Consider the following 22963-nt stretch of genomic DNA (forward strand, 5'->3'; position numbering starts at 1 on the left):
TGGATGACCCTGTCCGACCGTGTAAAGTCGAACATGGAATTTGTACTTGAGCCGGGAGCTTCTAAACGGCGGAGATCGCGAGAGCCGACGCCTGATCGCCGAACAACTCTTGCGAGCAGCCGAAGCCGGCCGAGGCATGTTGGACGAGCTTCGCAGCGCGGCACTCCAGGCCTTCGCGAGCGAACGCGGCATCAACGAGTTGCTGGGACCGGCTTGAACGGAACCGTCAAAAACGTCGCGACGTTACTGCTGCGTCACCATTGTTTTTTGCATCGAACATGCCTCGCTACTTCTTCAACGTGTTTTATGGTCGCACAACCACCGATCACGTCGGTGAGGAATTTCCAGACCAAGACGCCACCTGGAAAGAGGCCACGGTACTGGCCGGTCAAATTCTGCAGGGCCTCCATGGCGATCTCGTCCCCGGTCGCGAATGGCGGGTGGAGGTGACCGACGAATTTGGAAATCGGCTCTTTATCCTGCGCATCCATGCCGAGGTGCCGTAGAGCGCGGCCCGCTCGGCACCTCGCTGTGACTTCGCGAAGCTGAACCAGCAGCCCTACTTCCAGCTCCCGAAGATTTCGCGCACTGACGCCCTCAGGAAACGGATCGATCAACTCGCGGCACCGGGCGAGCTTACGTTCAATTACCGCTTTTTCTGATCTTCGCTCACCTCGTTGCAATGCACTGCAAAGGCGATTGTTCGCGAAGCCGCGACAAAACGGTCCTACCCCTTTTGGGATACAGCGAGCCGTCGTTTCTCATTGCGAGAGCACGCCTCGGTCTGCGACATCCTGAACCGTTTTGATGGCCTCGGCGCGCCTCGCCAGTTCGTCGTAACTCTCGGCGGCTCTGCTCAAAGCCTCTCGGACTTGGCGATGCTCGGCGTTGTCCGCCTTGGTGCGAAACTCCTCAGCGCGCTTCCGCCAGTACCTGGGCGTGTGCATCCGCTCGATACTCACGACGCCACTCCCCGCTTGGTTCGTTCAAGTAAATTAATGGACCTCGTCCAGCGGTTCCGCTCGGTCGCCCGGCTTCGCCCGTGCGCCGAACAGCCCACACCACGCTTGACCCAGCACTGGCCGTGCGCGCAGCGGCGCCTCTAGGCCTAGCGGCTTGCTTCTGGCCCTTTCCAGCGGAATCAATCTGCCATGACCACGAAGTCGCGCGAATATCTGTTCGGGACCACGTTCCGCGTTCTGGCCGAACGCGCCCGCGACGCCCGCAAGGACGCGGACATCCTCGCCTGCCAGGCCTGGAATGCCCGCATGCTCGGTTTTCGAAGTCCTGCTCAGCCCTCCCCGACGCTTGGTGACGCGCTCAACGCTGGCTACCGCTATCTGGAGGTGACGTGCCTCGGCTTCGATACCCACCAGACCGTCGCGCTCGACATCATCCGGCGCGCGAAGACCACCCCGATCCACGAGCTGGAGCGCTACATGCGCCGCCGGCAGTGCTCCGCGCGCCAAGGGCGGCCATTCAAGCGCAGCCATTTGGTGGCCTTGCGGACCGCCAAGATTACGGCCGCCAATCCACCCTCCGTCTGGTAGCCGGGGAGCGTTGAGAGATTCACTTTTCAACCCCCGCGCGATTAGAAGGGCGCGATGGTCGCCCGACTACCAAGGCAATGTGAGGTTGCGGAGCGTCCACCGAATCTTGTCGATCAGGCCCCGGTTGGTCGGATAGTCGGCGATCTTCCGCTCGCCCTTCCAAAGTTCGACGGCGCAATCTCCCGCCAGCTGCCGTGCGCCTTCTCTTGCAGTCTCGTCATTTGGCGAGACGAGCTTGACCTGCCTCACGAACCGACCCTTCAAAGGCCCGCGCAGGTAGACGCAATACTCGTCGTTCGAAAGCTTGTGCCCGTCACTCAGCTGACACCAACCTTACAGCCCGATTTCGAGCGGCCTTGTAAGGCATAAGTCATCGGGAAAACTTGCAATATGCCTTGAGAGGTAGTCCGGGGTTGATATTTGACCAGCTCCCGACCCGCTCCCCAGTCAACTTTCGCCGTCCGAGAGACTCTCGGCCAAAGTTGATAAGCTGCTCCTTGAACCAAATTGCCCATCGCCAGTTACACGCGAAAAACCAGGCGTCGCGGAGTGCGTCATGGGTATCGAGCTTGTGCATTCGCCGAAGTATTTTCGCAAGCGAGCCGGGGAGCTTCGTACCAAGGCTGACAATGCACAGCATCGGCAAGCGAAAGAAGCTCTTCGCCGCGTGGCAAAAACTTACGACGATCTCGCCCGCCGCGCCGAGCAGATCAGGACCGCTCTGGACTGCTCCGTAGCGTTAGAACAGCCCAATCAACCTTTGGAAAACTGAGCGGGCCGCAAATTCCAAGTGTGTGGAAAAACTTAGGCCGGCTCGATGAGCCGGCCCGTTTGTTTTCAGCTGACGCTGTTTAGTACTTCGCGACGACCGGACCGCCCCAACGGTAGTTCACCCGAACGAGGCCCATGTCGACATCCTGTCCAATGCGCGCCGTTCCGAAAACACCCGCTGCCGGAGTGGTGAAGACCGTGTCGTGATGTCCGAGGAAGATATGATCATACTCGAAGCCCACCGACCAATTCGGTGCAAAACCGAACTCGATGCCGGCGCCAACCGTCGCGCCCCAACGCGTGTCGCGCGCGGACGCCAAGAGCGTGCCCGCGCCGACGAATCCAGGCGGAACGTAGCTGTCGAAGCGATCTCCGACCACAGCGGCACCGCCCTTCACGTACAGCAGCACGTTATTCCAGGCATAGCCCACCTGGCCAGTGATCAAACCAAAGGAGTCGATTCGTGAGCGGTTATCCGCCCCGGTGAAAAGACCAATATTGCTGCCCGTGAAATCGGCCCAGTTACCCTGGCCCTCAACGCCGAACACCCAGTTGGCCGACTGCCAACGGTAGCCGATTTGACCACCAGCGGTGCCACCGGTGGCATTGTGGCAGCCTTCGGCAGCCGCCGGCACGACCGGAACGACGCCAACCGCAACCACGTCCGCGCAGGTATGCGAGGAGCCATAACCTCCGTTAACGCCGATATAGAAGCCGCTCCAGTCATAGATTGTCGCGACCATGGGCGGCGGCGCCTTGGTGTACGGCCGTGCAGCCAAGTCCGCTGCACTGGCTGGAGCCGACAAGCCCAGAGCCAGCGCTCCCGCGCCAGCGGCGACTGCAAACAGTTTCTTCATACGCATTGTCTCCCCAGGAAAGAACTTCAGTGAATCGGTGCGTTAACCCACCTGCATAGGAATGATAACCGCCTGACCCGCCCGTGGCTGTAGCGAGGTTGCAACACCTGTGTCAGACAACGCGGCCGAATTGTTGAACAACGCCAATAGTTTGGAACTGAAAGCTCGTTAGCGTGCATATACACGGTTCATCTTAGCAGATAGAAGGTTGAATATCCCGAGGCCGTGATGGGGTGGTTCCAAGGACCCCCACGGACGCTTGCGACCCACGCCTTATTGATACAACCTTTGGGCGTTACGAAAATACTCACGCCAACAGGCTTTTATCTTTTACTTTACGCTCCGGTCGTAGTCCCTCGGAGGCCCAATGATTACCGCCACGCAATGTTTAGAACTGGCACATCGATACAAAACATTGTCTCAGAAATCCGACATGTCCGAAGACCGCGCCTCGGTTATGAAAAATATCGCGAGAAGCTTTGCTGGTTTGGCAGGTCAATTGGACCGACTGAATGCACTCACCAGAGATGAACAAGTAAGTTAGTTTGGTAACAGGGCGGCGTGACGGCCGGCTGGCTAAGTTGCACGCCCCATGCGGTGGGAGCTGCTTCGCGTTTCACAGTGCGAAGATGTGGCGCGCCAGTCGGAGCGCAGCAGGTGAAGGCCACGTTAGTCGGACGATTGAGGGACTTCGTCGAGAGCCAGCTCGGCCGCGCGATTCGCTTTCCAGCACCGAGGCGAGAACCTTGTAGTGCGAGACCACCCGATCAAAGGCCGCGCGCTTAATCTGCGACTTGGCCGCATCTCTCAATTGCTCGCACTTTACGATCTGTTCGCGCAAGCGAGCGAGATGTTCGAGCATATCCTTCATGCCGTTCCCCTTTTAGGGTTACCTCAGACAACCAGCTAGGGACGGTACAAAAGTGAACTTAACGCCACGGAACACGGACAGCACCGCTCAATGCTCGTAAGAGGTCTGCCTTTGTGCTTTCTGCGCCATCGCCATCCACTCTTCAGCCAGCTTTAGCCATGCCTCCTTGTCGGCAGCGCCATTGGCCTTCTGTGCCTCGTCGAGGCAAGCCGTCGCTTGGCGGAGGTATCTCGTGGCGTCATCTTCCATGAGCTGAAAAATGCGGACGCGGCCCAAAAGTGCCCAAAACAAGTCGCAGGCGCTGGTCTGGAAAAAGCTCTGGCGGCCTGCGCCGCGTCGGTCGGACACCCGCGAAATAGGACAGGAACGTTTTGGCGAGTGCCAAGTTTTCCTGATACCCTTTCCGAAGGGTGACCCCAAGTCGGCCCCAGCTCCATCGCCCCCCCTTGCGAGCTGGGGCCCTTTTCTTGCGAAGCCGCAGAGGGGGAAACTACCCCTCAAGCTGATCGCCAGTTAAGCGGCTGGGCCGTCAACCTACCGGGGAGCTGATCGGCAAGCTGCTTCAACCACCCCGAGCGCCCGTGGGAGCGGCCGAAACCCTGCGGCTGCGGCGGCGCGGGTGCGCCCTGCCCGGTCTGCAACATGGTCGGCCCCGACGAGATGCCATTGCTGCCCAACGGGTTCGAGACCAGCTTCACGACCACCGACATCATGCGTCCATTTCTTCGCAAGCCAACAAGGCAATAACCGCCTCTGAGCCACCGAGACCCACTTTTTGACGATGCGTACAGCGTTTGAGTTTTGCCTGCCCACGGCCGCCAAGGCCGTACCCGATGGCCCGACTGGATTCACGAAGTCAAATACGACGGCTACCGCCTGATGGTGGTGCGGGAGAACGACCGCGTGCGCCTGCTCACCAGGAACGGCCACGACTGGACAAAGCGCTATCCCTTGATCGTCGAGGCGGCGCTGAAAAACCGGCAGAAGCGCTTCGTGATCGACGGCGAAGCCGTGGTGCTGACCATGACCGGCATCCCCGACTGGGACGCGCTGCATTCGCGCCAGCACGACGACGAGGTCCAGCTCTACGCCTTCGACATTCTCGCCGCCGACGGCGACGATTACCGCCGCCTGCCGCTGAAGCTGCGCAAGCCGCATCTTGCCCGACTGCTGCGGGGCCGCCCCGAGGGCATCTTCGCCGCACCGTTCGAGCAAGGCGAGATCGGACCCGACCTATTCCGGCACGCCTGCGTGCATGGCCTGGAAGGCTTGGTGTCCAAGCACGGCGACCGCGCCTATCGCGCTGGCCGCTGCGACCATTGGATCAAGGTGAAGAACCGCAAGCACCCGGCGTTCGACCGCGTCCTCGACAGTTTCGACAGCACGAAGAGCGAGGGCGCGTCAGATGTTGATGTCCAGCACTGCATCCGCTCGGGTTCCTAAATTGAATGTCACAAGGGAACCGCCGGGCTGGCTTCGGCATATTGCATTTTGGAACTCGAACCCAACGGTTAGGACCCGTAGCCAGAGGTTGTGCCATGACTCAGCGCCGCCGCGTCAAGCAAACCGCACCCCTTGAAGATCGCCTAGCCCAGGAAGCCCAGAAGTTAAGGGCGCAAGCCAGAAAACTCCCGCCCGGCGCAGAACGAGAGACCCTCCTGCGCAAAGCCCGCCAATATGACACCGGCTCACACATGAGCGAATGGCTGCACTCACCCGGCCATCAGCCCCCCAGCTAACTCTTCGGGTGGTGCCGGATGTACAGCACCTCGTTGGATTTCGCTTATTCGCTTTACCGCGTACGAGAGGATACCGTTCTCCCCCAGCGCCGACACGCAGCTAGTTTGCGTGAGAGCATTGTTAAGTCGCGTCAACTGCTTGAGCGCTCGTACGAGCTTTTGGCTTTTGAGGTGCCCCGCACACGGCCGCCCGAAACAATGGACCCATCCTGCGATGACGCGGGTCAGAGTGTTCTTAAGTTCAATTCTGAACCATCTTAGTTGTGATACGTTGGACTGCATCACCGCCCGGCTCGTGGTATCTATCGGTGATGAGAACGCCTGTTTGCGCTCCCGCCCCCCCCCCCGCGGAAAGGAGTGCACTATGTCAGGCACACGTCCGTATTGCATCCTCCCCTCGACCGAACAAGTCGCCGAGTTGATTGCGGATACTCGTGAACTCACCGCGCGAACGATGGCGCTCCTGCGTTCGCACCCCAGTCCAGATTCCTTCGCGGGGCGCAAAACCCAAGAGCCGTTCCCTAAAGAGGAGGATTTGGCCGCGGCCGATGCGAACTAACCCCGCATTGGAATGTTATCTGGGGTCATGGATGATGACCTTTTAATCCAGCGCGCACAGGACGCCGAAGAAGAGGCGAGAAAGCTCGTGCGCCAACTCGAGCAACTCCGGAGCGCACGCCACAAAGTTCGGCGAGCTCGGCGCTTGGATCAACCACTCCAGTGGTTCAGCGAGGACCACGAAGAGCACCAATAAGACGTTCATCTGTCATTGCGGATCGCGCATTTCTCCGCAAGCCGCATCATCACCTGATCGCGCCGCTGCGCCGACGCAGAGATCTCGCGTAGCAACAGCATGAAGCCCGCCAGGAACAGCACGTTGAGGAGCGCCAGCGCCAACGGCTGCTGGCAACAATGAAGCTCGTGCGGTCGAAGGAACGGGCAAGGGTGCCAGGGATAACCGGTCGCGCAGCCAAATCCGGCCATGCCGCCACAGCTACAGGCGCTCCTTGCGATGAATAGCGCGGCGACCGCCGGCCTGGACCTCGAGCGGATGTCGCTAGAAAAGCTCATCAGGCCCGTGACACTCTTGAGAATTGACCAGCCTCCGTACTCACCGGCCCGACATGGGAACGCCGCAGGGACGACGGCGTTTTCCGGTCATGTTTATGTCGAACGTCGTCGAGCAATCCTTCAATATAGCTTGGGGCTTTCTCGTGAAGTCCGGAGAGATCACCCGACCGGACGCGACAGCAAACTTCCTACTCGAAAGCATCAGGACCCAAATGAGACTTGGGGAATATCGTCCTCTCATGCTCGCCAACAGAGCCATTCACGCCTTCCAGACCCGCAGGTAAGAAAATCCCTTGCGGGTTTGCATTGGGAAGGCCGCTACTGAGCGCGGTATAGCTGCGGTGTTTGGTTCAAGGCCACGGTGCTGCTTAGCTCTCGAACTTGCGCCGCTTGCCGGCAGCTCGGTCTACGAAGCGACGCTCGGACAGCGCGTGGGCTGTGCCACAACCAGCAGCACGGCGCGTTCGATAAGCTACCCTTCTCCTCGAGCCATCGTACAGATATTCCCCATCGCCACAATTGGTCCGCGGTTCGCCCCCAGGGATTCCAAAGCGAACAGGAGCGAACGGCAGGCATTAGCTAACTTGACGGGATCGAACGATTGCTCGTGGCAATCTCGCCGCAGGGATGGGGTTGGTCGAATCGCGGCTTCGCCGATGGACCAGAAGGGACTATAGGCCTTCGAACGGTCGTCGTCGTGCTATCAGCTTCGCGAAGCGATTGGACGCTCGGCCGGGGGACTACTCCTTCGTTGCCCGAAAAGCCCCGATCAGTGGTCGCGCGGACCGCGCCTTACTCAAGTAGTTGCCTGTGGCGGAGGCCAGTATTGGGCGCTTCGAAAAGTTTCGGATTGGATCAAACCGGTCGGTTTACGGTTGACCAATGGATGCCTCTAATGAAGGGCCCGTCCGTATGGCTGAGTTGGCTTCGGCGTCGCCGCAACGAACACCGGCCATGCCGGCCGCGTCGTCGCCCATGCTCACAGCCGGCAGCATCGTCCTGGCCATCGGAGGCCTTTATCTCGGTCGGGAAATCTTCGTTCCCTTTGCTCTTGCTATCTTGCTTAGCTTCGTTCTCACGCCCTTGGTCAACTGGCTGAGACGTTGGAAAGTACCCCGCATTGCAGCGGTACTAATCGCTGTTTCCATGGCGTTTATCGTCGTCACGGGGATCGCCTTGATCGTCGGACGCCAACTGGTCCAGCTCGCCTCCAACCTTCCCAATTATCAGACCACCATCACCGAGAAGATCCATTCGTTGCAGACCTCCGCGCCAGGCGGCGGGGTCGTCGATGCCGTCACCACGACGATGCAGGATCTCGGCAGAGAGCTCTCGGGCGACGAGAAAAAATCGGGCGCCGCGCCGTCCCGGCTTGGCGCGGGTGGCCAGAATCAGGAGCCCGTCACCGTGCGGATGGAGCCGCCGCAGCCAAGACCACTTGAGCTCATCCGCTCTGTCATAGGCCCGTTGCTGGCACCGCTCGCTACGTCCGGACTCGTCGTGATCTTCGTGATTTTCGTGCTGCTCGAGCGGGAAGACCTGCGCGATCGCTTCATCAAGTTGGCGGGAGCCGGCGACCTTCAGAAGAGCACTCAGGCCATCAACGATGCTGCCTCGCGGGTCAGCCGCTATCTGCTTATGCAGCTCGTGGTTAATCTGACTTACGGCGTCCCGATCGGCGTTGCACTCTACTTTGTCGGCGTACCGAACGCGATTCTTTGGGGCCTGCTCGCAGCGGTACTTCGATTTATTCCCTATCTCGGACCTTTTCTAGCTGCGATATTTCCGGTTGCACTGGCCATCGCCGTCGATCCAGGCTGGACGATGCTGTTCTGGGTCGTCGGCCTGTTCCTTACTGCTGAACTCATCAGCAACAATGTCATCGAGCCCTGGCTTTACGGTTCCAGCACGGGGTTGTCATCCCTTGCCATCATCATTGCTGCGATTTTCTGGACGATGCTGTGGGGTCCCGTCGGGCTATTCCTGGCGACACCTTTGACCGTCTGCCTCGTCGTCATTGGGCGCTATGTCCCGCAGTTGGAGTTTTTGGGCGTTCTTCTTGGCAGCGACCCTGTGCTCGCGCCGGAGGAGCAACTCTATCAGCGATTATTGGCTGGCAACCTGGAGGAGGCAGTTGAGTTCGCCGAGAACTATGTCGACGAGTGCACCTCGTGCGAGTTGTACGATAACGTAGGCATTCCAGCTCTGCGTTTGGCGGAGAACGACCGTCAGCGCAGCAGCATCGATACCAACTACCGGCGCCTCGTCGCGGATACGGCAATCTCCGTTGTTCGGGAGGTTGACGACCATATCCGCGAAAAGGCGTCTTCAGCGGAAGAGCCAAATCACATGGCGCAGCGACCATGCGTCCTTTGTCTCGCAGGTCGCACGGAGCTTGATCATGCAGCGGCGGAGATGCTCGCGCAGGTCCTTCAGGAGCGCAATATCGGCGCCAAAGTCCTGCCGCCGATCGTGGTCAGTCGGGGAGCATTGGAGCAACTTGATCTCCAGGGCGTAGACGTGGTGTGCCTGTCCTATTTTCACCAGCAGCCGCAGGTCTATGCCCGCTATGTCTTTCGTCGCCTGCGTCGTCGCGCTCCCCACGTGAAGCTTATCGTCTGCTGCTGGAACTTGATCGCCGGAACGGACCAGACGGAAGAGCTTAAGAGTCAAATGGCGGCCCACGCGGTGTTCGCCTCTCTCAAAGCCTGTACCGAGCAGGTCGAAGCATGGATAGGTCGCGCTGCCGCTCGAGGCGAAGCGCCCCAGATCACGGCTGGCGCCGAGCAGGCGCAGCTTGCCGCGTTGCGTGGCCTTGGCCTGGACACCGCGAAACGTCAGGCCCTGGATGAGGAGTCCAGAAAGGTTGCTCAGGCCTTCGGCGTCCCGATCGCGCTGGTGTCATTTGTCGATGATATTCAGCCAAGCATCTCCGACAGCCGCCCCCAGGAAGTTCAAGCAGGTCTGCAGGGCAATCACGAGAGCCCTCTCGACGCGCATGTAATCGCTGCAGAGGATATGCTCGTTTCGGAGGATGTCACCGAGGATCCGCGCTTCGCCGATGATCATCGTGTGCTGGAGAGAGGCATTCGGTTCTACGCCGGAGCCCCATTAAAGACTACATCCGGCCACGTTGTAGGCTGCCTGTGTGTAATTGATACCCAGCCGCGGGAGTTCGTCGACCGAGATCGACACCGCCTACTGGACATGGCTAACCAATTGATGGTCGCTATCCAAAGCAACGAAACGACTACCGTTTTCTCTTCCGTTCGCATGCAAGAAGTGCATCCCACCGCCTGAGGGAAAGACTGCGGCCGATAGCCGACATCACAATAGCCTCAGCGTTGTTCAACTAAGGGCCAGAAGCGGAAGCGCGAGAAGTAAGCTCAGAAGGCGCCGCTCTCTCTACGCTCAAAGTTAATGCACAGAGATCGACTTCGTGTCCCACAAGGTTGGCCCGAACGAACCTGCACTATAATCAGATTGCCTCTCGCGCCCCCAGAGGCCTCTGCAGGAAGATGCACTTTCTGCAGTCAACGCCACCGCAGATCACGAGGGACCAGCGGCCTGTGAGAGGATATGCGCTGCACGATCAGCGCTCGAGGTTGGGGACCCATTCCTCCGCGGAGGCATCCCAATGATGGGTATCGTCGAAATGCTTCCAGAGTGGCTGCATATGCTTGCTGTCGCCATTCCGCCGGTTCGCCTGGATGCCGATGACACGCACCACAGCCATCATTACCCATTCGCGGGGGCTAAGTCGGAAGTTCCATTTGACCGCTGCGAGCATTGTGAGTCTCCGTCAAGAAAGTACTGTTCTTCACACTAGCCCGCGCCAAGAACGAGGAAATGTAATCTACTTCACGAGCAGATAAGATCTTCAACGTAGGCGCCGGAGCGTCGGCTTCCCCTTCGTGCTAATTTTAAAAGGCGGCCCAGCGTTGCGATTCAGGATAGCGTAACCTCGGCTCGAAAGGCCAGTTCACCTTCGCCGATGTCGCTGCAATCGTGATTGTTACCACAGACATGACGACTGCAAACACATAGTTCACTAGGCGGTTTGAAAAGTTCTTCGTCAACCTCACAACGGAATGACGTACCTGGGCCAGTCCGCTTCATTCAGCGCGCCGCAGCCAATCTCGTGCTGCCTGTCTGTCCTGCCAACTCTATCCTGATCAGCACGATCGTAATCGGTTTCCAAGCCTTCAGGACTTTGCCCCGCCATCAGAAGCTGTTTCCGCATTTCAGCGAGACGGGCGCGGCAGTATTCGTGATAAAGCAGATCGAATATGGCGGGCATTGGTTGCCCCCTGTGAACACGACCTAGAATTTCTTCCATGTGTTTTTGTATAGCATCAGCTCGTTAATCGCTCTCCGATAGTTCGTTCACAACGCGGCGTTCGAGCGTGGGAATTATGCGATCGGCTGACTTGGCTGTCAGTCCAGAAAAAACAGGCCACCCTATTTAAGACCTAGCGTAGCAGCCTTCTGTTTCGGCAAGACTTCATCAAACAACTCAAGATCGCTCCTGCATAAATAAAAACCCAACTACAGCGCGAAATAGCCACCATTAGCTGTGAGCATGGCTGGATGCAACGCGGACCGAGATGTCATGCAAAGGCTGTCGTTGCCAACGCCGTCAGTCGCACACTAGTCGGTAGAGCACTTTGGTTAGCCAGCAGACCGCGTCTTGATTGCGAAAGTCACCTCCGGCTCAAATTGGGCCGCTTGGACCGCCGCTTCCGCTTCCGCTCTACACTTGACTGCCGACGCCCCGTCTCTACATCCACTGGCTGCGATGGGCGAGTAGACAAGGATTGGTGCGGGGCCTTCCCTTCCGGCCATCCACGCTTTATCCGCGCGATTTCATGATGGGCCGGACCCAATTTCGGCCCCGCCGTGCCGCTCGTTTGTGGCATCATATCGTACCATGGACGGGAAGGAGCGATGGCTGGCCGCAAGGAAAGCGATACTCGTGAATCCGGCAAAGAGCCGTTCTACGACCGGGCGTTGCTGTTGCACGGCAGCAAGCGCAACGAGATTCTCACCTTGAGTGAGGTGCAGCGATACGGGTCGTTCTCAGATTCGGATTACGTTCGCCTTTACGGCATGACGCCGTCGCAATGGTACGCGCGCGGTGTACGATTGCTAGGCCGAACGGCCGTTGAATGCACGCGCGATCCGTTGGCCAATCTTATCGGTCGCGACATCGCGGCAATGGCTGGCTCCCTCCGGCCGGGAACCACGTTCTCGGTCATCGATCCCTTCGCGGGTTCGTGCAACACACTTTACTGGATACTGCGTCACGTCTCTCATTCGCGCGGGCTTGCGTTTTGAGTTCGATCCAAACGTCTACCAACTCACTAGGCAAAACATTGCCGATCTCGATCGCCCTATCGAGCTCATACCGGGCGACTACACCGTGGTGCTGGATAGGCTCGACCTGCCGACACACGACGCGTTGATTGTCTTCGTCGCGCCGCCATGGGGGACTGCTCTCGACGAAGTCGAGGGGCTGGATCTGCGTCGAACCGAGCCGCCGATCACCGACATCATTGCGCGAATGGCTCACGCCTATCCCGACCGCCGCATGCTCTTTGCTATACAGGTTTATGAGAAGGTAAACGTGGATTCGATGGCCGAGCTGAAATCCAAGGTGGATTGGTCGACGGTCAAAACCTATGACCTCAATGTGCGCGGGCGCAACCATGGCATCCTATTGGGCACCAGAGGTTGGCGGCCGTAGCCGTTGTTAGAGGCCATTGGTTTCGGCCACCAGGTCTGCTCCGGGTCACAAGCGGCGGCCGAGGCACGCATGCTCCCGCGCCCGATGCACCGCCGACATTCGACATCCGACATCGGGCGTTAAGGAAATATTTGAAAGAGCATAATTTGGTTCGTCGAACCTACGATCAAACCTGATGAGCTCGAGGCTGACGGCGGACTTCCACAAATTCTTGGCGGGCAAAGCTCTGAACTAGCAAGCTCGCATGCTCGATACATAGAGATACCACGTCCTTGGTTTGTCGCCCTTGGGCGGCCGACGAGCACGCGAGTCTCACGATAGAAGGCCGCGAGATAGGGTCCATAGCTGACAAGCCTTTGTTGCGGTATTCCAGGAACGGCAGAAAGAGCAGTGCAAAGCCACGTCGGACTGAATAGCTTTAGCGCGGTGTCCCTTAAAGACCCGCAACTAAAAATAGTATACTATCTTAAGGTGGCGGAACAACAAAAACAGTTAAACGTTGTAGTGAGTCTAGTCATCACTCGGGGAGCCTAAAATGCGGGCGACAACGTACGTCGCGCGTCAGATCGCGGCCCTGCTGGGCTACGCCAAGTCCACAGTGATCGAGCGATCGAGAAGGCTGGTTAGACGACGCTCTGCTAGTAAGACGACGCTCGACCAGGAAGCCGTCGCGGCGCTTATTTGCCTCACCGACAACTTGCTCCGGCAGTACGGCCGAGACGTCGAAGGGAACGATAAAGTCACCCGGTGCTTCGCTACCGACGAATTTTTCGTCTCTACGCACGCGGTGGAACCGGGCCTCGCTCGCTACCAAATTTCGCAGCACGCTGACGGTGAGAATAGATCTCAAGTGTTTGTCGCGACGTGGCACTACACTTCGGGCACACCAGACTTGCAACTCTACCGTGACGGACCTTGGCGAAGGCGATTTCGGGGTTTCGCTGACGACTCATTGGCCCCGGCTCCGCCACGGCTTCTACATTGATAGCGCAAGGGTCCTGATCTCTTTCGCCCCGCCTTGAGCCGACTGATCCGCTCCCGCAATACCACGCAGCCGTAGAGTAGGCTACGGCCTCAACCAGCGGGTGTATAACTTCCCCGATGAGAGTCTGCTGCGGGCGTAGGTCGGCTCCAAAAGAATGACTCGCACGTGGCAAGAGCGTTATTAGCTCATGGCAGTAATCGCCTCATTTCCCGTCTAAATCCGCTTTTAGAATTTCCAGGCCAACCTTACTCAGACGCATGCGGATAGTCGAAGGTACAGCCGTCGGGGCAGCCGTCTGTGGCTCCTCCTCTATCAGTTCGTTCAAGAGCAACTTCCAGAGCACGCGCGGCGAGACGCCATTGCGCTCGCACTTCCATGCGCTATCGTTCGGCCCATAAGTGCGAAACACTTTCTGGTCATTCGTCGCAATCATCGCGCGACGAACCCCAGGCGTGACGTTGAATCTCTTGGGCTCCGAGTGCCTCATCAGCAGCAAGAGAGAAGATGCCAATTTGGCTAGTGTTGATTCAGATCAAACAAGCCGCTTCGATCAAAAGCTGCCATCGCCCGATCCTCGCCGACCCACAGCTTGGATCACTGCGCCGATTTGGCCTTATCTCTGGCGTGTTCGGTCTTGTGTCGCCTGCTGACGTGCTGCAGATCTTGCCTCTCTTCGCCTTGGGGCCAGAACCGGACGTGCTGACCTTGAGCGGCACCGAGACTATAGTGGCGTTTGCCATCGCTATAGTCGTCCGCTCGCAAAGGATTGACCAATGACCCGTATATATTTCGAAGATGCCGAAATTGGTACCACCAGAAAGGCAGGTCCTTATTTGGTCTCGAAGGAAGAGATTATTCAGTTCGCCAAGCAATACGATCCGATACCGCGCCACATCGATGAGGAGGCGGCAGCACGTTCGATTTTTGGTGGATTGACCGCATCGAGCGCCCACACCTTTGCAGTCTTCATCTCGCTCACGCCCAAGCTCCAGCCTCGGCCTCTCCATGTCCTCGCCGGAATGGGCTGGGATGAGCTGAGGTTGCCGAACCCGGTACGCCCAGGAGATGAACTTAGTCTCGAAGCGACTATCCTGGAGAAGCTGGAATCAAAATCGAAACCTGATCGCGGTATCGTGCGCAATCAAATCCGATTATGTAATCAAAGAAACGAAATCGCCTTGCAATGCATCGGGACCATCCTCGTTGCAAGGCGACCGGACGCGAAAGCATCGGCGTAAGCCGTTCTACAGGTGCCGTCGGCTGGTTTCGCTCCGATGTCTCTTGTGGTCGAAAGCCGTCCGGTCCTAACCCGCTGCGCTAGGTCTGGTTTGGGATCGCGAGCGGACCTCTGGGCTCCCGCTTGGCGCCAGCCTTCACCGTTAGCAGCACGCCGCAGCAAATCAGAAATGGCAAACTACGCTTGACGCCGGCCCGGCAGGCGGATGTCTGAGCTTTCGAGGCAGGCGGTCGGCTTCCCCATAGCGCATGGATGCCGCCTTTGGGGCGCAAATGCACGATCAGCAATCTTGCTCAGTTGGTTCGTCTGACGACCGCCAAACCGTTCTCGACCAATGGCCTGGATCGTGTAAAGGATCTGCTGCGGGTTCCTTGCAGGCATCGAGGGAACGAACGCCAACGCAGCTATGAGTCATAAGCTGCCCTTGGCGGGCTGCTTCACCTGTCGGCTCATCTCCCGGAAGAAGACTTTTCGGCTCTCCAAGCGAAGGTCAGCAACGGGCCAAAAAGGGGAAGTGAACTATTCGATTACTTCGTCTGCTCGAGCAAGAAATGACGATGTAAACTCGAAGCCAATCGTCTTCGCGACTTTAAGGTTCACAACAAGATCAAATTCGATAGGCTGCTCGACGGGGAGTTCGCCAGGCCGCGCTCCTCGCAGAATCTTATCAACATATTCGGCAGCGCGCCGGAATAAGTTTGTCGTGTTGGGCCCGTAGGACATCAACCCACCGCTATCAACATATTCTCGGAAACCATGCAGCGTTGGTAAGCGGCGCTGCTGGGCAAGCTGGTTGATGAAAACGCGGTTGGTATTTACTAGTATATTTGGAGGCACATACATCGCTTGGGTTTGAAGATCGAGCGTAGCGAACGCAGGTTCAATGTCACTTCCGCGATGAATTGGAAGTGTAGCAGCCTCGACACCAATCCTTTTACTGATCGTCTGAATTGCTTCGACATCACGCAAAGTCCCCGCATAATCGACGTAGGCTAAGACCGCAAAGCGCTTGAGGGTGGGGATCACTTCCTTCAGTAATTCGATTCGCTTTCCCGCAAGGTCGGTGGATTGTATGGACATTCCAGTAAGATTACCGCCCGGTCGCGCAAGACTGGACACGAGGCCTGTGCCAACCGGGTCTGACATCAAGGCAACCACGATGGGAATTTTGGACGTCGCTTTCCTGGCCGCATCCCCGCCCACAGCAACAAGAACGTTGGCGCCAAGCCGAACAAACTCTTCGCCTATCTGGCGATAGCGCTCTTCACTGCCTTCAGCCCAGCGGTACTCAATCTTGATTGTCTTGCCGTTTGTCCAACCAAGCTCTTCCATGCGTTGGGCGAATGCTGCCGTCCATGGTGTCCAAGCGGCTGGCGTGGCTGCACCCATAAACCCAACGATGGGTAACCTAGCCTTCTGCTGTGCCCTGACGGCAAGTGGAGAAGCCGTAACTGCTCCGATTGTCACCAGAAAGTCGCGTCGCCGCATGAACGCCCCTCCAGCCTATGACGCAATTTACCCGAATGCCGTCGAGATGGGAACGGAGATCGTCTGCTTCGGTTCGAAAGCTGCCGTGGCAAACCCTGCGGCGATTGGTCCGCCAAGGGTCAAAACCGGACTGCTGAAGTTCATCTCGCCCGCTTGAACACAAGCTCCAGCGTGATGCCGGCCGGCGTCCTTGGATTTGTAAACTTCAATTCATCGTCCGTGATGGACGTCACGATTCGGCGCTGATTTGGTGCTCCAACCAAGTTGGGGAATGAACTTGCCTCGATACTGACGTGGATGGTCTTTGTACTCTCGTCAACGGTGTACGTTCCGGTATAAGCAACGACACCTGACGCGATAGCGATTGCCTCCTCGGGGGAGGGACGCGCAGAGTCGCCTGACGCATATTGGGCGCATCAGAGCGCACCGTGATGAAATGGAAGCGGCCTTCGGGAGTATAGGTGACGGCCCCTTGTAACTTCGGGCGCTCCACAGCGCTACCATCCTCGCGCGCGGCCTTGCTGGACTCGTATATCCAGGTGCCGATCAACTGATCTTTGAGTGATTTTGCTTGAGAAAAGCTCTTATTCGGAAAGGCGACAACTGAAATCATCGAGGTCGCAGAAAGCCCAAGTGCGTAACGCCTGTTCATGGGGACGCCCCTGCATTTGGCAATGGTGTAAACCCGCCGGGCAATACGATTATCAGCAACGGGTAACTCACTACGTCCGCATCGGGTCAGAAGCTGCCTTCAATAACTCACTGGCCTGGTCGGCTCATCCCTCAGAAGGGACGTAGGGTTCATTGGCAAAAGCAACGCTTTAAGCGGCTTCCCCTCCCATCGCGCATCAAACGTTGATCATCCTGAACCGCTCCATTGTGCGCCGTCTGTACTGCCAGTCCTCTGGTCAGACTTGTTATGCACATGAAGATGCAGCTCGGGCGTGAGTACAAAACACCGTCGCCCCCGATCCTCACCGACCGCGCAGAAAGCAACAGCGGCCACACACGTCACCCAGAGAGAGGCTCACCAGCACAAGCATGCTTTTCCGGAAGTTTTTCCCTCCCCCCTCCCCTCCGTGAGAAGAACTTTCAGCCCGCCGAAGGCGGGCTGGCATCGTGGACGGAGGAGAGCTCGAACAGGGCCGCTGGCCGAAGCACGGCGCGAGCACGTATGACCAACGCTGGTCGTAGCAGGTTGAGCCCATCCACGAGTTGGCAAACGCGTTGACGGCGGCCGAAGTGCGGCTCATCGCCAGTTTACGAAGAAAGAGGATTCCGAATTGCGTTTTCATTCGGTAGATTCGGGGTGTTTACAGTCAGACGGACGATCATCTGTAACTCCCGAGAGGATAAATCTTCTATGCGACCCGCCGTTTCCTACATCCGCGTTTCCAGACCCAAGCAAGGCCGCAGCGGTCTCGGCCTGGAGGCGCAGCAGGCTGCTATCAAGGCGTTCTGTGCCCAGCGCGGCTACAGCATCGAAGCCGAGTACCGGGAGGTGGAGACCGGCAAGGGCGCAGACGCCTTGGAGCGTCGTCCCGAGCTCGCAGCGGCCATGAAATTCGCCCGCAAGCTTGGCAAGGGTGGAAAAACCGGCGCTGCCCCGATCATCATTGCAAAACTGGACCGGCTGAGCCGCGACGTTCATTTCATCAGCGGCCTGATGGTGCAGCGCATCCCCTTCATCGTGACCGAGCTCGGGCCTGACGTTGATCCTTTCATGCTCCACATTCACGCTGCCGTCGCCGAGAAGGAGCGCGAGCGTATTGCCCAGCGCACCAGAGAAGCGCTTGCAGCGGCCAAGGCTCGCGGTCGGAAGCTGGGCAACCCTGCAATCGGGGAAGCTCGCAAGGCCGAAGCGGACCTGCACGCGGAGCATTTTCGTCCCATCATCGGACCGCTACGCCACCTGCCCGCCAAACGGATCTCGATGATGTTGAATGATCGGGGCGTGACAACGCCAAGAGGCGGCAAGTGGCAGGCTACGCAGGTAATAAGGCTGCTGAGTCGCCTGCAAGTCTCCGATGATAACCTCGGGCTCAGCTCGGATCGTCCGACCTGACCTTTGCCGGCGGCATCAACAGCATCGTGTCCGGGCTGAGGCCGCCGCCCGCGGCGATGCGATACAACTCGGCGTCGCTCAGCTCCTCGATTGGCACGTCGCGCCGATCGACAACCTGCACCGGCTTGCCGTCCAGGCGGTCAACAAGCTCGCGAATGTAGGCGAGGTTACCCTGCTCCGCCTTGTCGAGCAGTTGGTCCGCGACCCTGCGCAGCGCCAGGGGACGGTTACGCAGCGCGATCCTGAGCGCGTCCTGAAACGGCTTTTCCCTGTTCGGGCTTCCGAGCGGTCGTCCCATTGGCTCCTCGGCATTTTCGCCGAACTTAAGAACCTGATCTTATTCTGAAAGCCGCCCTCAATCTACAGACTTGCTACAGCCAACATCACCAGAAACTGCTCGATATGGAGGTTCCGTCTCCGTGACGCGAGCGTGGTTACGGTGGTTACGCATAAGCCCCTGCGCCGCGGCAGCTTACGAAGCCGCGTACCCACCCAGGTACGGTCCATAACCGCATTCCGGATCTCGAGCGATATGAAGGGGATCGGTGTCGCGCAGCCAACGCTTCATCAAAGTGCTGGCGTCCTGTGCGATTGATCTACCCTCGGTCCGGCCGGAAACGTCCTGGATCAACATCTTGAGAAAGAGTTCAGCCGTAGCAACGTCCTCGCGGGGAACCGAGTCGGCAGAAGCCGCGCCGAGTACGTCGAGCAGCCGCTCGCCTACGAACTTGGGATCATTATTGGTGGCAATCCACGTCAACTTTTCCAAAGTGACTGGCTGGATCTCATCGACCGTCGAGAGCAGCAAACTGAGGTACTCGAGATGGCAGCGGCGCCAGATGCGCCACGTGTTGTCCGAGTAATCGTCTAGGAAGGCCTCTGGCGGCAATGCGTCCACCCGAAGCTGATCCAGCTCGATTGCCACGACGAAGCCCGCGAACAAATCCCGGATGTCGTCTTTCATAATGTCCGTTTGCATCGATTTCGCTCCCCTTATCGCATCATCCGCCCCTCAGAATGGCCGAGAGAACAGCGGCGGCCATAGCTTTCCGGTTGCCATGCCATGCTGCCCAGCACCGTGAATGCAACCAGACGTGACCACTCAGCTCCGTACCGAATGGCACCAGTTCGTCGAGCGTGGCTTCGCTGCCGCCGCAGTGCAAACACCGTCCGGGAGGAGAGCAGACCGGATTGCGGTTCAGCCATTCGACGACGCAACATTCAAGAGCGCGCGCCTCGGCATCCCGACGCTCCATTCCGCCATCAAACTCGGCAATGCCCGCCCGCTCGTCGAAGGAAGCCAGCCAATCCTCCTCCGACCAGCGCTCGTGGGTGGACCGCAGCAGCGTGACGATTTCATGCTTGTGGCGGGACAGCGCGCTGAGCACCTCATCCGGAGGTGCCTCGGCTGCCGTCAGCAAGAGATCGTGGCCGTCGAGCACCAGGCAAATGCCTGCGGCACGAGCCGCACTGAGAGCTTCGCAAACCGTCATAACCGCATCCTCCAGCCTGGTGCCTGCGACGGGCTGGGCTCAGAGTGCCGGGGAAGAGTTGCGTCCGCATCGTCCGTTGCGTCCTCAGCCTTGTCTTCGCGGGAGTTGTCGCGGACGATCTGATGATCGCGCTCACTGACATCGTCCGCATGCGGGTCTTCCGTCCGCGCCCCATCGAGGATCTCGTTGGTGATACCAGCCTTTTCTGAAGCTTCGGACGGTTCGGACGATGCGGACGATCCTGCCGCGCTCGTTTTCGTCGGAGAGGACTCCATCTTGGTGATGGTGATGGTCCGGGTACGCACCCGGTTCGTCTCCTTGTCGAAAGCGACATCGATGCCGACCCGGCGCAGGAACGTCGCGTCCCGGCGAAGTTTGCCCGAAAGGATGTTGGGCGTCTGTGGCCAGCCTTTGGATTTGGCGATGCGTTCATCGACGGGAAGAGCGCGGAGAAGAGCGGAGGCGGTTCCCGCCCAGACCGCCTTATCCTCCATCATGGCACGCACGGCGACCGCGACCGGGCTGGCCTCAAGCACGCCTTCAACGACATCTTCGAGGTTGCCAACATAGGCTGACATGAACGTGCCGGCGGACCAGATCGCCGTCTCACATGCTGTAGCCCACAGGGCGAAGTCCGCCATGCGCGGCAACTTCGGCAGACGTGTCTCAGGCATGCGTTTCAGGCCGACCACAAGGGCATCGAGGAGAGCGCCGAGAATCTTCGGGCGCTCAGCCTCGAATGCAGCCCACAGCTCCCGTTCCGGCCGGCGGAGCTCCTCGGGGATCGGTTGCAGCGTCAAGAACAAGGCGCGGTCAGCGAGGTCGGGCCGAGTGACAATTTCCTCAATCCCGTTAAGGATCACCGGGCGGGTGGCGTCGAACAGTACCTCATCGTGATCCGTGTAAAGCTGGCGGACGGCAAAGCCACCGCCGGTCGCCAGCCGGCAGAGCGTGTCCGAGATCCAGGCCGGCAGACCTGAGACATTGTCGAAGGCCAACACGTGGCTGTTGCTGGCAGCAATGAAGAGGTCGCGATCCTCACGCGGCAGCGCGCGCAAGGGAGCGGAGTTGGGATCAAGCAGCGACCGCAGGATCGCCGAAAAAGTGGACTTGGCCGAGCCCTGCTCCCCTGCCAGCGCAATCACCGGATAAGGACCACGATTGCGCAGGCAGGCCAGCGCCCAGGACACGGCCAGAACGAAGTCCTTGTTGGAATGCACATTCAAGAAGCGCTGCAGCGCTTCGACCGAACCACCCCGCACAGGATCCGGCAAGCGTTGCATCCCGGTAGCGCGACGAAAACGCACCGGCGGGTCATTGACGATCCGCCAACCAGTGGAATCGATCTCGATTGCGCGCCACTCTTCATCACCAAGATCCAGGTAGAGACGACCCTCAAGCGCCCCTACCCGAATGCAGACGCACCTCTCGGGTGAACCGAAGTGTGCCCTTGCTTCCACAAGGTTCAGTGCCGACTGCATTGCTTCGGAGTTCGGCGCTCCTCCCTTTTCTTCGAAAAACCGACGCGTGAGCCAACGGCGAAACCCCTTGGAGCGGATCGGCCAAGTCTCGCGGTGACCATTGATGTCCAGATCGGCGTAGCCGGTACCGTCGGGCGCATGAAACAATTCGGCGCTCTGCGCGAGCTCGGCCAGAATATTGGCCTGCGTCGGTCGCGTCCTAACGGCAGTGTCCTGAGGCGCGCCGGCCCGTTCGAGCCCACCTTCCAAGGGGGCGTACACCTCCTCAGCGGCGGCAATCGTCGCCGCAATGCGACGCTGCGCAACTTGAGACGTTCCACGTGCAACATTGATCAGATCGGTGCGGAGCGAAAAGACTCCTACCGCGCGACCGTTCTGCTCGCACCGCTGGCAGAGAAGCCGCGGGAGCCCGTGCTCGCAATTCACTGCGTGTACCAACATGGCATGTCCCCGTCACCGCGCAGACCGCTCGACGGTTCGCAAGCGATCAGCATGTCGTTGAAATCCAGTCCCGGCGGCGGGCGAGCGATCCGGACGCGGCGCCCTTCGAGCACCCAGCGGTGCGCCGCGTTTTTGGCCGCCGCCTCCCCTGCCCGGTCGGCGTCGGCAAGGATGACAATGTCCTGCTCGTCATCAGGCAGAGCGATCGTCCGCAGGCCTGAAGTTGAGAGCGCCGCCCACGTCCGGTGTCCTGTTGCCTGCATTGCCGAGAGGCAGGTCTCGATCCCCTCGCCAATCAGAAGGACGTTTCCCCAACCACCAAGGCGCACGATCCCGCCGCGGCAGGGTCCCAACATCATCTTGGTGGTCTCCAAAGGAGCCTTGGAGGTGCCATCGCGCGAGAGAAACGTGCGGTGGATAGCGGTCGGAGTGCCGCCGAGTGCGTCGGACACCAATGCAATCATTGCCGGCCAGCTCGACCCTTCCGGGTGCCTCAGACCATGGTGAAACCGAATGGCCGAGGGAATTGAGACCGTGAGGCCACGCCGCCGCAGATAGATCTCAACCAGCGAGCCTTTTGCGCAAGTTGAGGCATTCCAAATCCGTGCTGCCCACGAAGCAGAGCTGCAAACGCCGGCATCTTTCGACACCGGCGTTTTCGACACGTTGCGCGGCCCGACGACGTGCGGCCCCGGCCACACGCCGAGGCCCTTGAGCGCATCAATGACTGACGCCTGGCTGCAGCCGCCGAAGCAATGGACGAGGACGATCCCGTCGCGGCCGTATCCGAGCGAGAGACTGCCAGTCCTCTCCTCGTGGGCCGGACAGCGACACATGAAACCGCGAGCCGTCCGCTTAGCATGGCCGCAGGCCGAAGCGATCTGCTCAATAGAATTCACATGCGCTCTCCCGTTAGCGCCCGATCACTTTCAATCCGCCCGCTTCGTCAACCGCTCAGCATGCGTTCCAGCGCGTGCCGCGGCACGATCCAACGGCGCCCCACCCGGATCGCCGGCAACTCGCCGGAGTTCGCGGCGGCGTAGGCACTGCACTTCGAGAGGCCCAGGATTTCGCATCCCGCCTCTTCGACGGTGAACGTCGAGCGACCGTCCCAGCGCTGATCGAGGACGCGGTGGATGGTGTTTTCTGGACTGTTCATTGCAGTTTA

At 59.1% G+C, this 22963-nt stretch carries 28 protein-coding genes; 12 read left to right on the plus strand and 16 right to left on the minus strand.

From position 1 onward, the window contains the following. Positions 1-278 precede the first annotated feature (278 nt). Complete coding sequence (locus tag WN72_RS38775) at positions 279-506, plus strand: DUF6894 family protein (protein WP_092219870.1); 228 nt, start codon at positions 279-281, stop codon at positions 504-506. Between the two features lie 645 nt (positions 507-1151). Beyond that, positions 1152-1550, plus strand: coding sequence for a hypothetical protein (locus WN72_RS38780; RefSeq protein WP_092219866.1), 399 nt, complete (start codon positions 1152-1154; stop codon positions 1548-1550). Between the two features lie 66 nt (positions 1551-1616). Here the strand turns inward: WN72_RS38780 and WN72_RS38785 are convergent, their stop codons facing one another. Beyond that, on the minus strand, positions 1617-1799 hold the full coding sequence (locus tag WN72_RS38785) for a hypothetical protein (RefSeq protein WP_194482952.1): 183 nt from the start codon (positions 1797-1799) through the stop codon (positions 1617-1619). A gap of 307 nt (positions 1800-2106) precedes the next feature. Here WN72_RS38785 and WN72_RS38790 point away from each other — a divergent pair, with 307 nt between their 5' ends. After that, the gene (locus WN72_RS38790; RefSeq protein ID WP_092219862.1) at positions 2107-2322 is read left to right on the plus strand and encodes a hypothetical protein; all 216 of its coding nucleotides are present in this window, start codon (positions 2107-2109) and stop codon (positions 2320-2322) included. Between the two features lie 79 nt (positions 2323-2401). On the opposite strand, the gene WN72_RS38795 is transcribed toward WN72_RS38790, so the two are convergent. Further along, a complete protein-coding gene (locus WN72_RS38795; RefSeq protein ID WP_092219860.1) occupies positions 2402-3178 on the minus strand; it encodes an outer membrane protein in 777 nt (258 codons plus the stop codon). Between the two features lie 367 nt (positions 3179-3545). On the opposite strand from WN72_RS38795, the gene WN72_RS38800 reads away from it, so the two are divergent. Continuing rightward, positions 3546-3722: a hypothetical protein gene (locus WN72_RS38800; protein WP_167381144.1), complete on the plus strand. Its 177-nt coding sequence runs from the start codon at positions 3546-3548 to the stop codon at positions 3720-3722. A 72-nt stretch (positions 3723-3794) separates the two neighbouring features. Here WN72_RS38800 and WN72_RS38805 read toward each other — a convergent pair whose 3' ends face one another. The 3 genes from WN72_RS38805 to WN72_RS38815 all read right to left on the minus strand — a co-directional run bounded on the left by WN72_RS38805 (position 3795) and on the right by WN72_RS38815 (position 4762). Further along, the gene (locus WN72_RS38805) at positions 3795-4049 is read right to left on the minus strand and encodes a hypothetical protein (protein ID WP_143130822.1); all 255 of its coding nucleotides are present in this window, start codon (positions 4047-4049) and stop codon (positions 3795-3797) included. Positions 4050-4136: 87 nt separating this feature from the next. Continuing rightward, entirely contained in the window at positions 4137-4469 is a 333-nt protein-coding gene (locus WN72_RS38810; protein ID WP_194482953.1) for a hypothetical protein, read from the minus strand. A gap of 77 nt (positions 4470-4546) precedes the next feature. Further along, positions 4547-4762, minus strand: coding sequence for a hypothetical protein (locus WN72_RS38815; protein WP_092219856.1), 216 nt, complete (start codon positions 4760-4762; stop codon positions 4547-4549). A gap of 88 nt (positions 4763-4850) precedes the next feature. Here WN72_RS38815 and WN72_RS38820 point away from each other — a divergent pair, with 88 nt between their 5' ends. Together WN72_RS38820 and WN72_RS38825 are read left to right on the plus strand one after the other, a co-directional pair. Further along, a complete protein-coding gene (locus tag WN72_RS38820; protein WP_347337496.1) occupies positions 4851-5492 on the plus strand; it encodes an ATP-dependent DNA ligase in 642 nt (213 codons plus the stop codon). 660 nt (positions 5493-6152) lie between these two features. Next, positions 6153-6347 carry a hypothetical protein gene (locus tag WN72_RS38825; RefSeq protein WP_143130821.1) on the plus strand — a complete coding sequence of 65 codons (195 nt, stop codon included), beginning with the start codon at positions 6153-6155 and terminating at the stop codon, positions 6345-6347. A gap of 200 nt (positions 6348-6547) precedes the next feature. Here WN72_RS38825 and WN72_RS38830 read toward each other — a convergent pair whose 3' ends face one another. After that, positions 6548-6685, minus strand: coding sequence for a hypothetical protein (locus WN72_RS38830; RefSeq protein WP_167381143.1), 138 nt, complete (start codon positions 6683-6685; stop codon positions 6548-6550). Positions 6686-7771: 1086 nt separating this feature from the next. On the opposite strand from WN72_RS38830, the gene WN72_RS38835 reads away from it, so the two are divergent. Then, a complete protein-coding gene (locus WN72_RS38835; RefSeq protein ID WP_092219895.1) occupies positions 7772-10159 on the plus strand; it encodes an AI-2E family transporter in 2388 nt (795 codons plus the stop codon). 292 nt (positions 10160-10451) lie between these two features. On the opposite strand, the gene WN72_RS38840 is transcribed toward WN72_RS38835, so the two are convergent. Together WN72_RS38840 and WN72_RS38845 are read right to left on the minus strand one after the other, a co-directional pair. Further along, a complete protein-coding gene (locus WN72_RS38840; RefSeq protein WP_143130820.1) occupies positions 10452-10649 on the minus strand; it encodes a hypothetical protein in 198 nt (65 codons plus the stop codon). 291 nt (positions 10650-10940) lie between these two features. Next, a complete protein-coding gene (locus WN72_RS38845; protein ID WP_092219850.1) occupies positions 10941-11159 on the minus strand; it encodes a hypothetical protein in 219 nt (72 codons plus the stop codon). 647 nt (positions 11160-11806) lie between these two features. On the opposite strand from WN72_RS38845, the gene WN72_RS46535 reads away from it, so the two are divergent. The 4 genes from WN72_RS46535 to WN72_RS38860 all read left to right on the plus strand — a co-directional run bounded on the left by WN72_RS46535 (position 11807) and on the right by WN72_RS38860 (position 14828). Continuing rightward, the gene (locus WN72_RS46535) at positions 11807-12196 is read left to right on the plus strand and encodes a hypothetical protein (RefSeq protein ID WP_208617523.1); all 390 of its coding nucleotides are present in this window, start codon (positions 11807-11809) and stop codon (positions 12194-12196) included. Further along, entirely contained in the window at positions 12186-12605 is a 420-nt protein-coding gene (locus WN72_RS46540) for a hypothetical protein (protein ID WP_208617522.1), read from the plus strand. Before WN72_RS46535 ends, WN72_RS46540 begins: the two co-directional genes overlap by 11 nt. 1489 nt (positions 12606-14094) lie before the next feature. Next, positions 14095-14367: a hypothetical protein gene (locus tag WN72_RS38855; protein ID WP_092219844.1), complete on the plus strand. Its 273-nt coding sequence runs from the start codon at positions 14095-14097 to the stop codon at positions 14365-14367. Further along, entirely contained in the window at positions 14364-14828 is a 465-nt protein-coding gene (locus tag WN72_RS38860; RefSeq protein ID WP_092219842.1) for a MaoC/PaaZ C-terminal domain-containing protein, read from the plus strand. Before WN72_RS38855 ends, WN72_RS38860 begins: the two co-directional genes overlap by 4 nt. Before the next feature lie 518 nt (positions 14829-15346). Here WN72_RS38860 and WN72_RS38865 read toward each other — a convergent pair. Together WN72_RS38865 and WN72_RS47935 are read right to left on the minus strand one after the other, a co-directional pair. Further along, a complete protein-coding gene (locus WN72_RS38865; protein ID WP_092219840.1) occupies positions 15347-16315 on the minus strand; it encodes an ABC transporter substrate-binding protein in 969 nt (322 codons plus the stop codon). A 140-nt stretch (positions 16316-16455) separates the two neighbouring features. Then, positions 16456-16680, minus strand: coding sequence for a lipocalin-like domain-containing protein (locus WN72_RS47935; RefSeq protein WP_092219839.1), 225 nt, complete (start codon positions 16678-16680; stop codon positions 16456-16458). 998 nt (positions 16681-17678) lie between these two features. Here WN72_RS47935 and WN72_RS38875 point away from each other — a divergent pair. After that, complete coding sequence (locus WN72_RS38875) at positions 17679-18380, plus strand: recombinase family protein (RefSeq protein WP_092219837.1); 702 nt, start codon at positions 17679-17681, stop codon at positions 18378-18380. Here the strand turns inward: WN72_RS38875 and WN72_RS38880 are convergent. From WN72_RS38880 to WN72_RS38905, 6 genes are all read right to left on the minus strand, one after another. After that, the gene (locus WN72_RS38880) at positions 18358-18678 is read right to left on the minus strand and encodes a hypothetical protein (RefSeq protein WP_092219835.1); all 321 of its coding nucleotides are present in this window, start codon (positions 18676-18678) and stop codon (positions 18358-18360) included. The two genes, WN72_RS38875 and WN72_RS38880, sit on opposite strands and share 23 nt — an antisense overlap. Before the next feature lie 174 nt (positions 18679-18852). Further along, positions 18853-19359, minus strand: a complete 507-nt coding sequence (locus WN72_RS38885) for a hypothetical protein (RefSeq protein ID WP_092219833.1) — start codon at positions 19357-19359, stop codon at positions 18853-18855. Between the two features lie 22 nt (positions 19360-19381). Then, a complete protein-coding gene (locus tag WN72_RS38890; protein WP_244553976.1) occupies positions 19382-19873 on the minus strand; it encodes a hypothetical protein in 492 nt (163 codons plus the stop codon). Next, complete coding sequence (locus WN72_RS38895; RefSeq protein WP_244553975.1) at positions 19870-21795, minus strand: hypothetical protein; 1926 nt, start codon at positions 21793-21795, stop codon at positions 19870-19872. Before WN72_RS38895 ends, WN72_RS38890 begins: the two co-directional genes overlap by 4 nt. Continuing rightward, positions 21777-22694: a DUF7146 domain-containing protein gene (locus WN72_RS38900; protein WP_244553974.1), complete on the minus strand. Its 918-nt coding sequence runs from the start codon at positions 22692-22694 to the stop codon at positions 21777-21779. The genes WN72_RS38895 and WN72_RS38900 overlap by 19 nt, the downstream gene beginning before the upstream one ends. Positions 22695-22741: 47 nt before the next feature. Beyond that, positions 22742-22954: a helix-turn-helix domain-containing protein gene (locus tag WN72_RS38905; protein WP_018644870.1), complete on the minus strand. Its 213-nt coding sequence runs from the start codon at positions 22952-22954 to the stop codon at positions 22742-22744. Positions 22955-22963 lie beyond the last annotated feature (9 nt).

Origin of the sequence: Bradyrhizobium arachidis (genome assembly GCF_015291705.1) — a bacterium.
Classification (GTDB): domain Bacteria; phylum Pseudomonadota; class Alphaproteobacteria; order Rhizobiales; family Xanthobacteraceae; genus Bradyrhizobium; species Bradyrhizobium arachidis.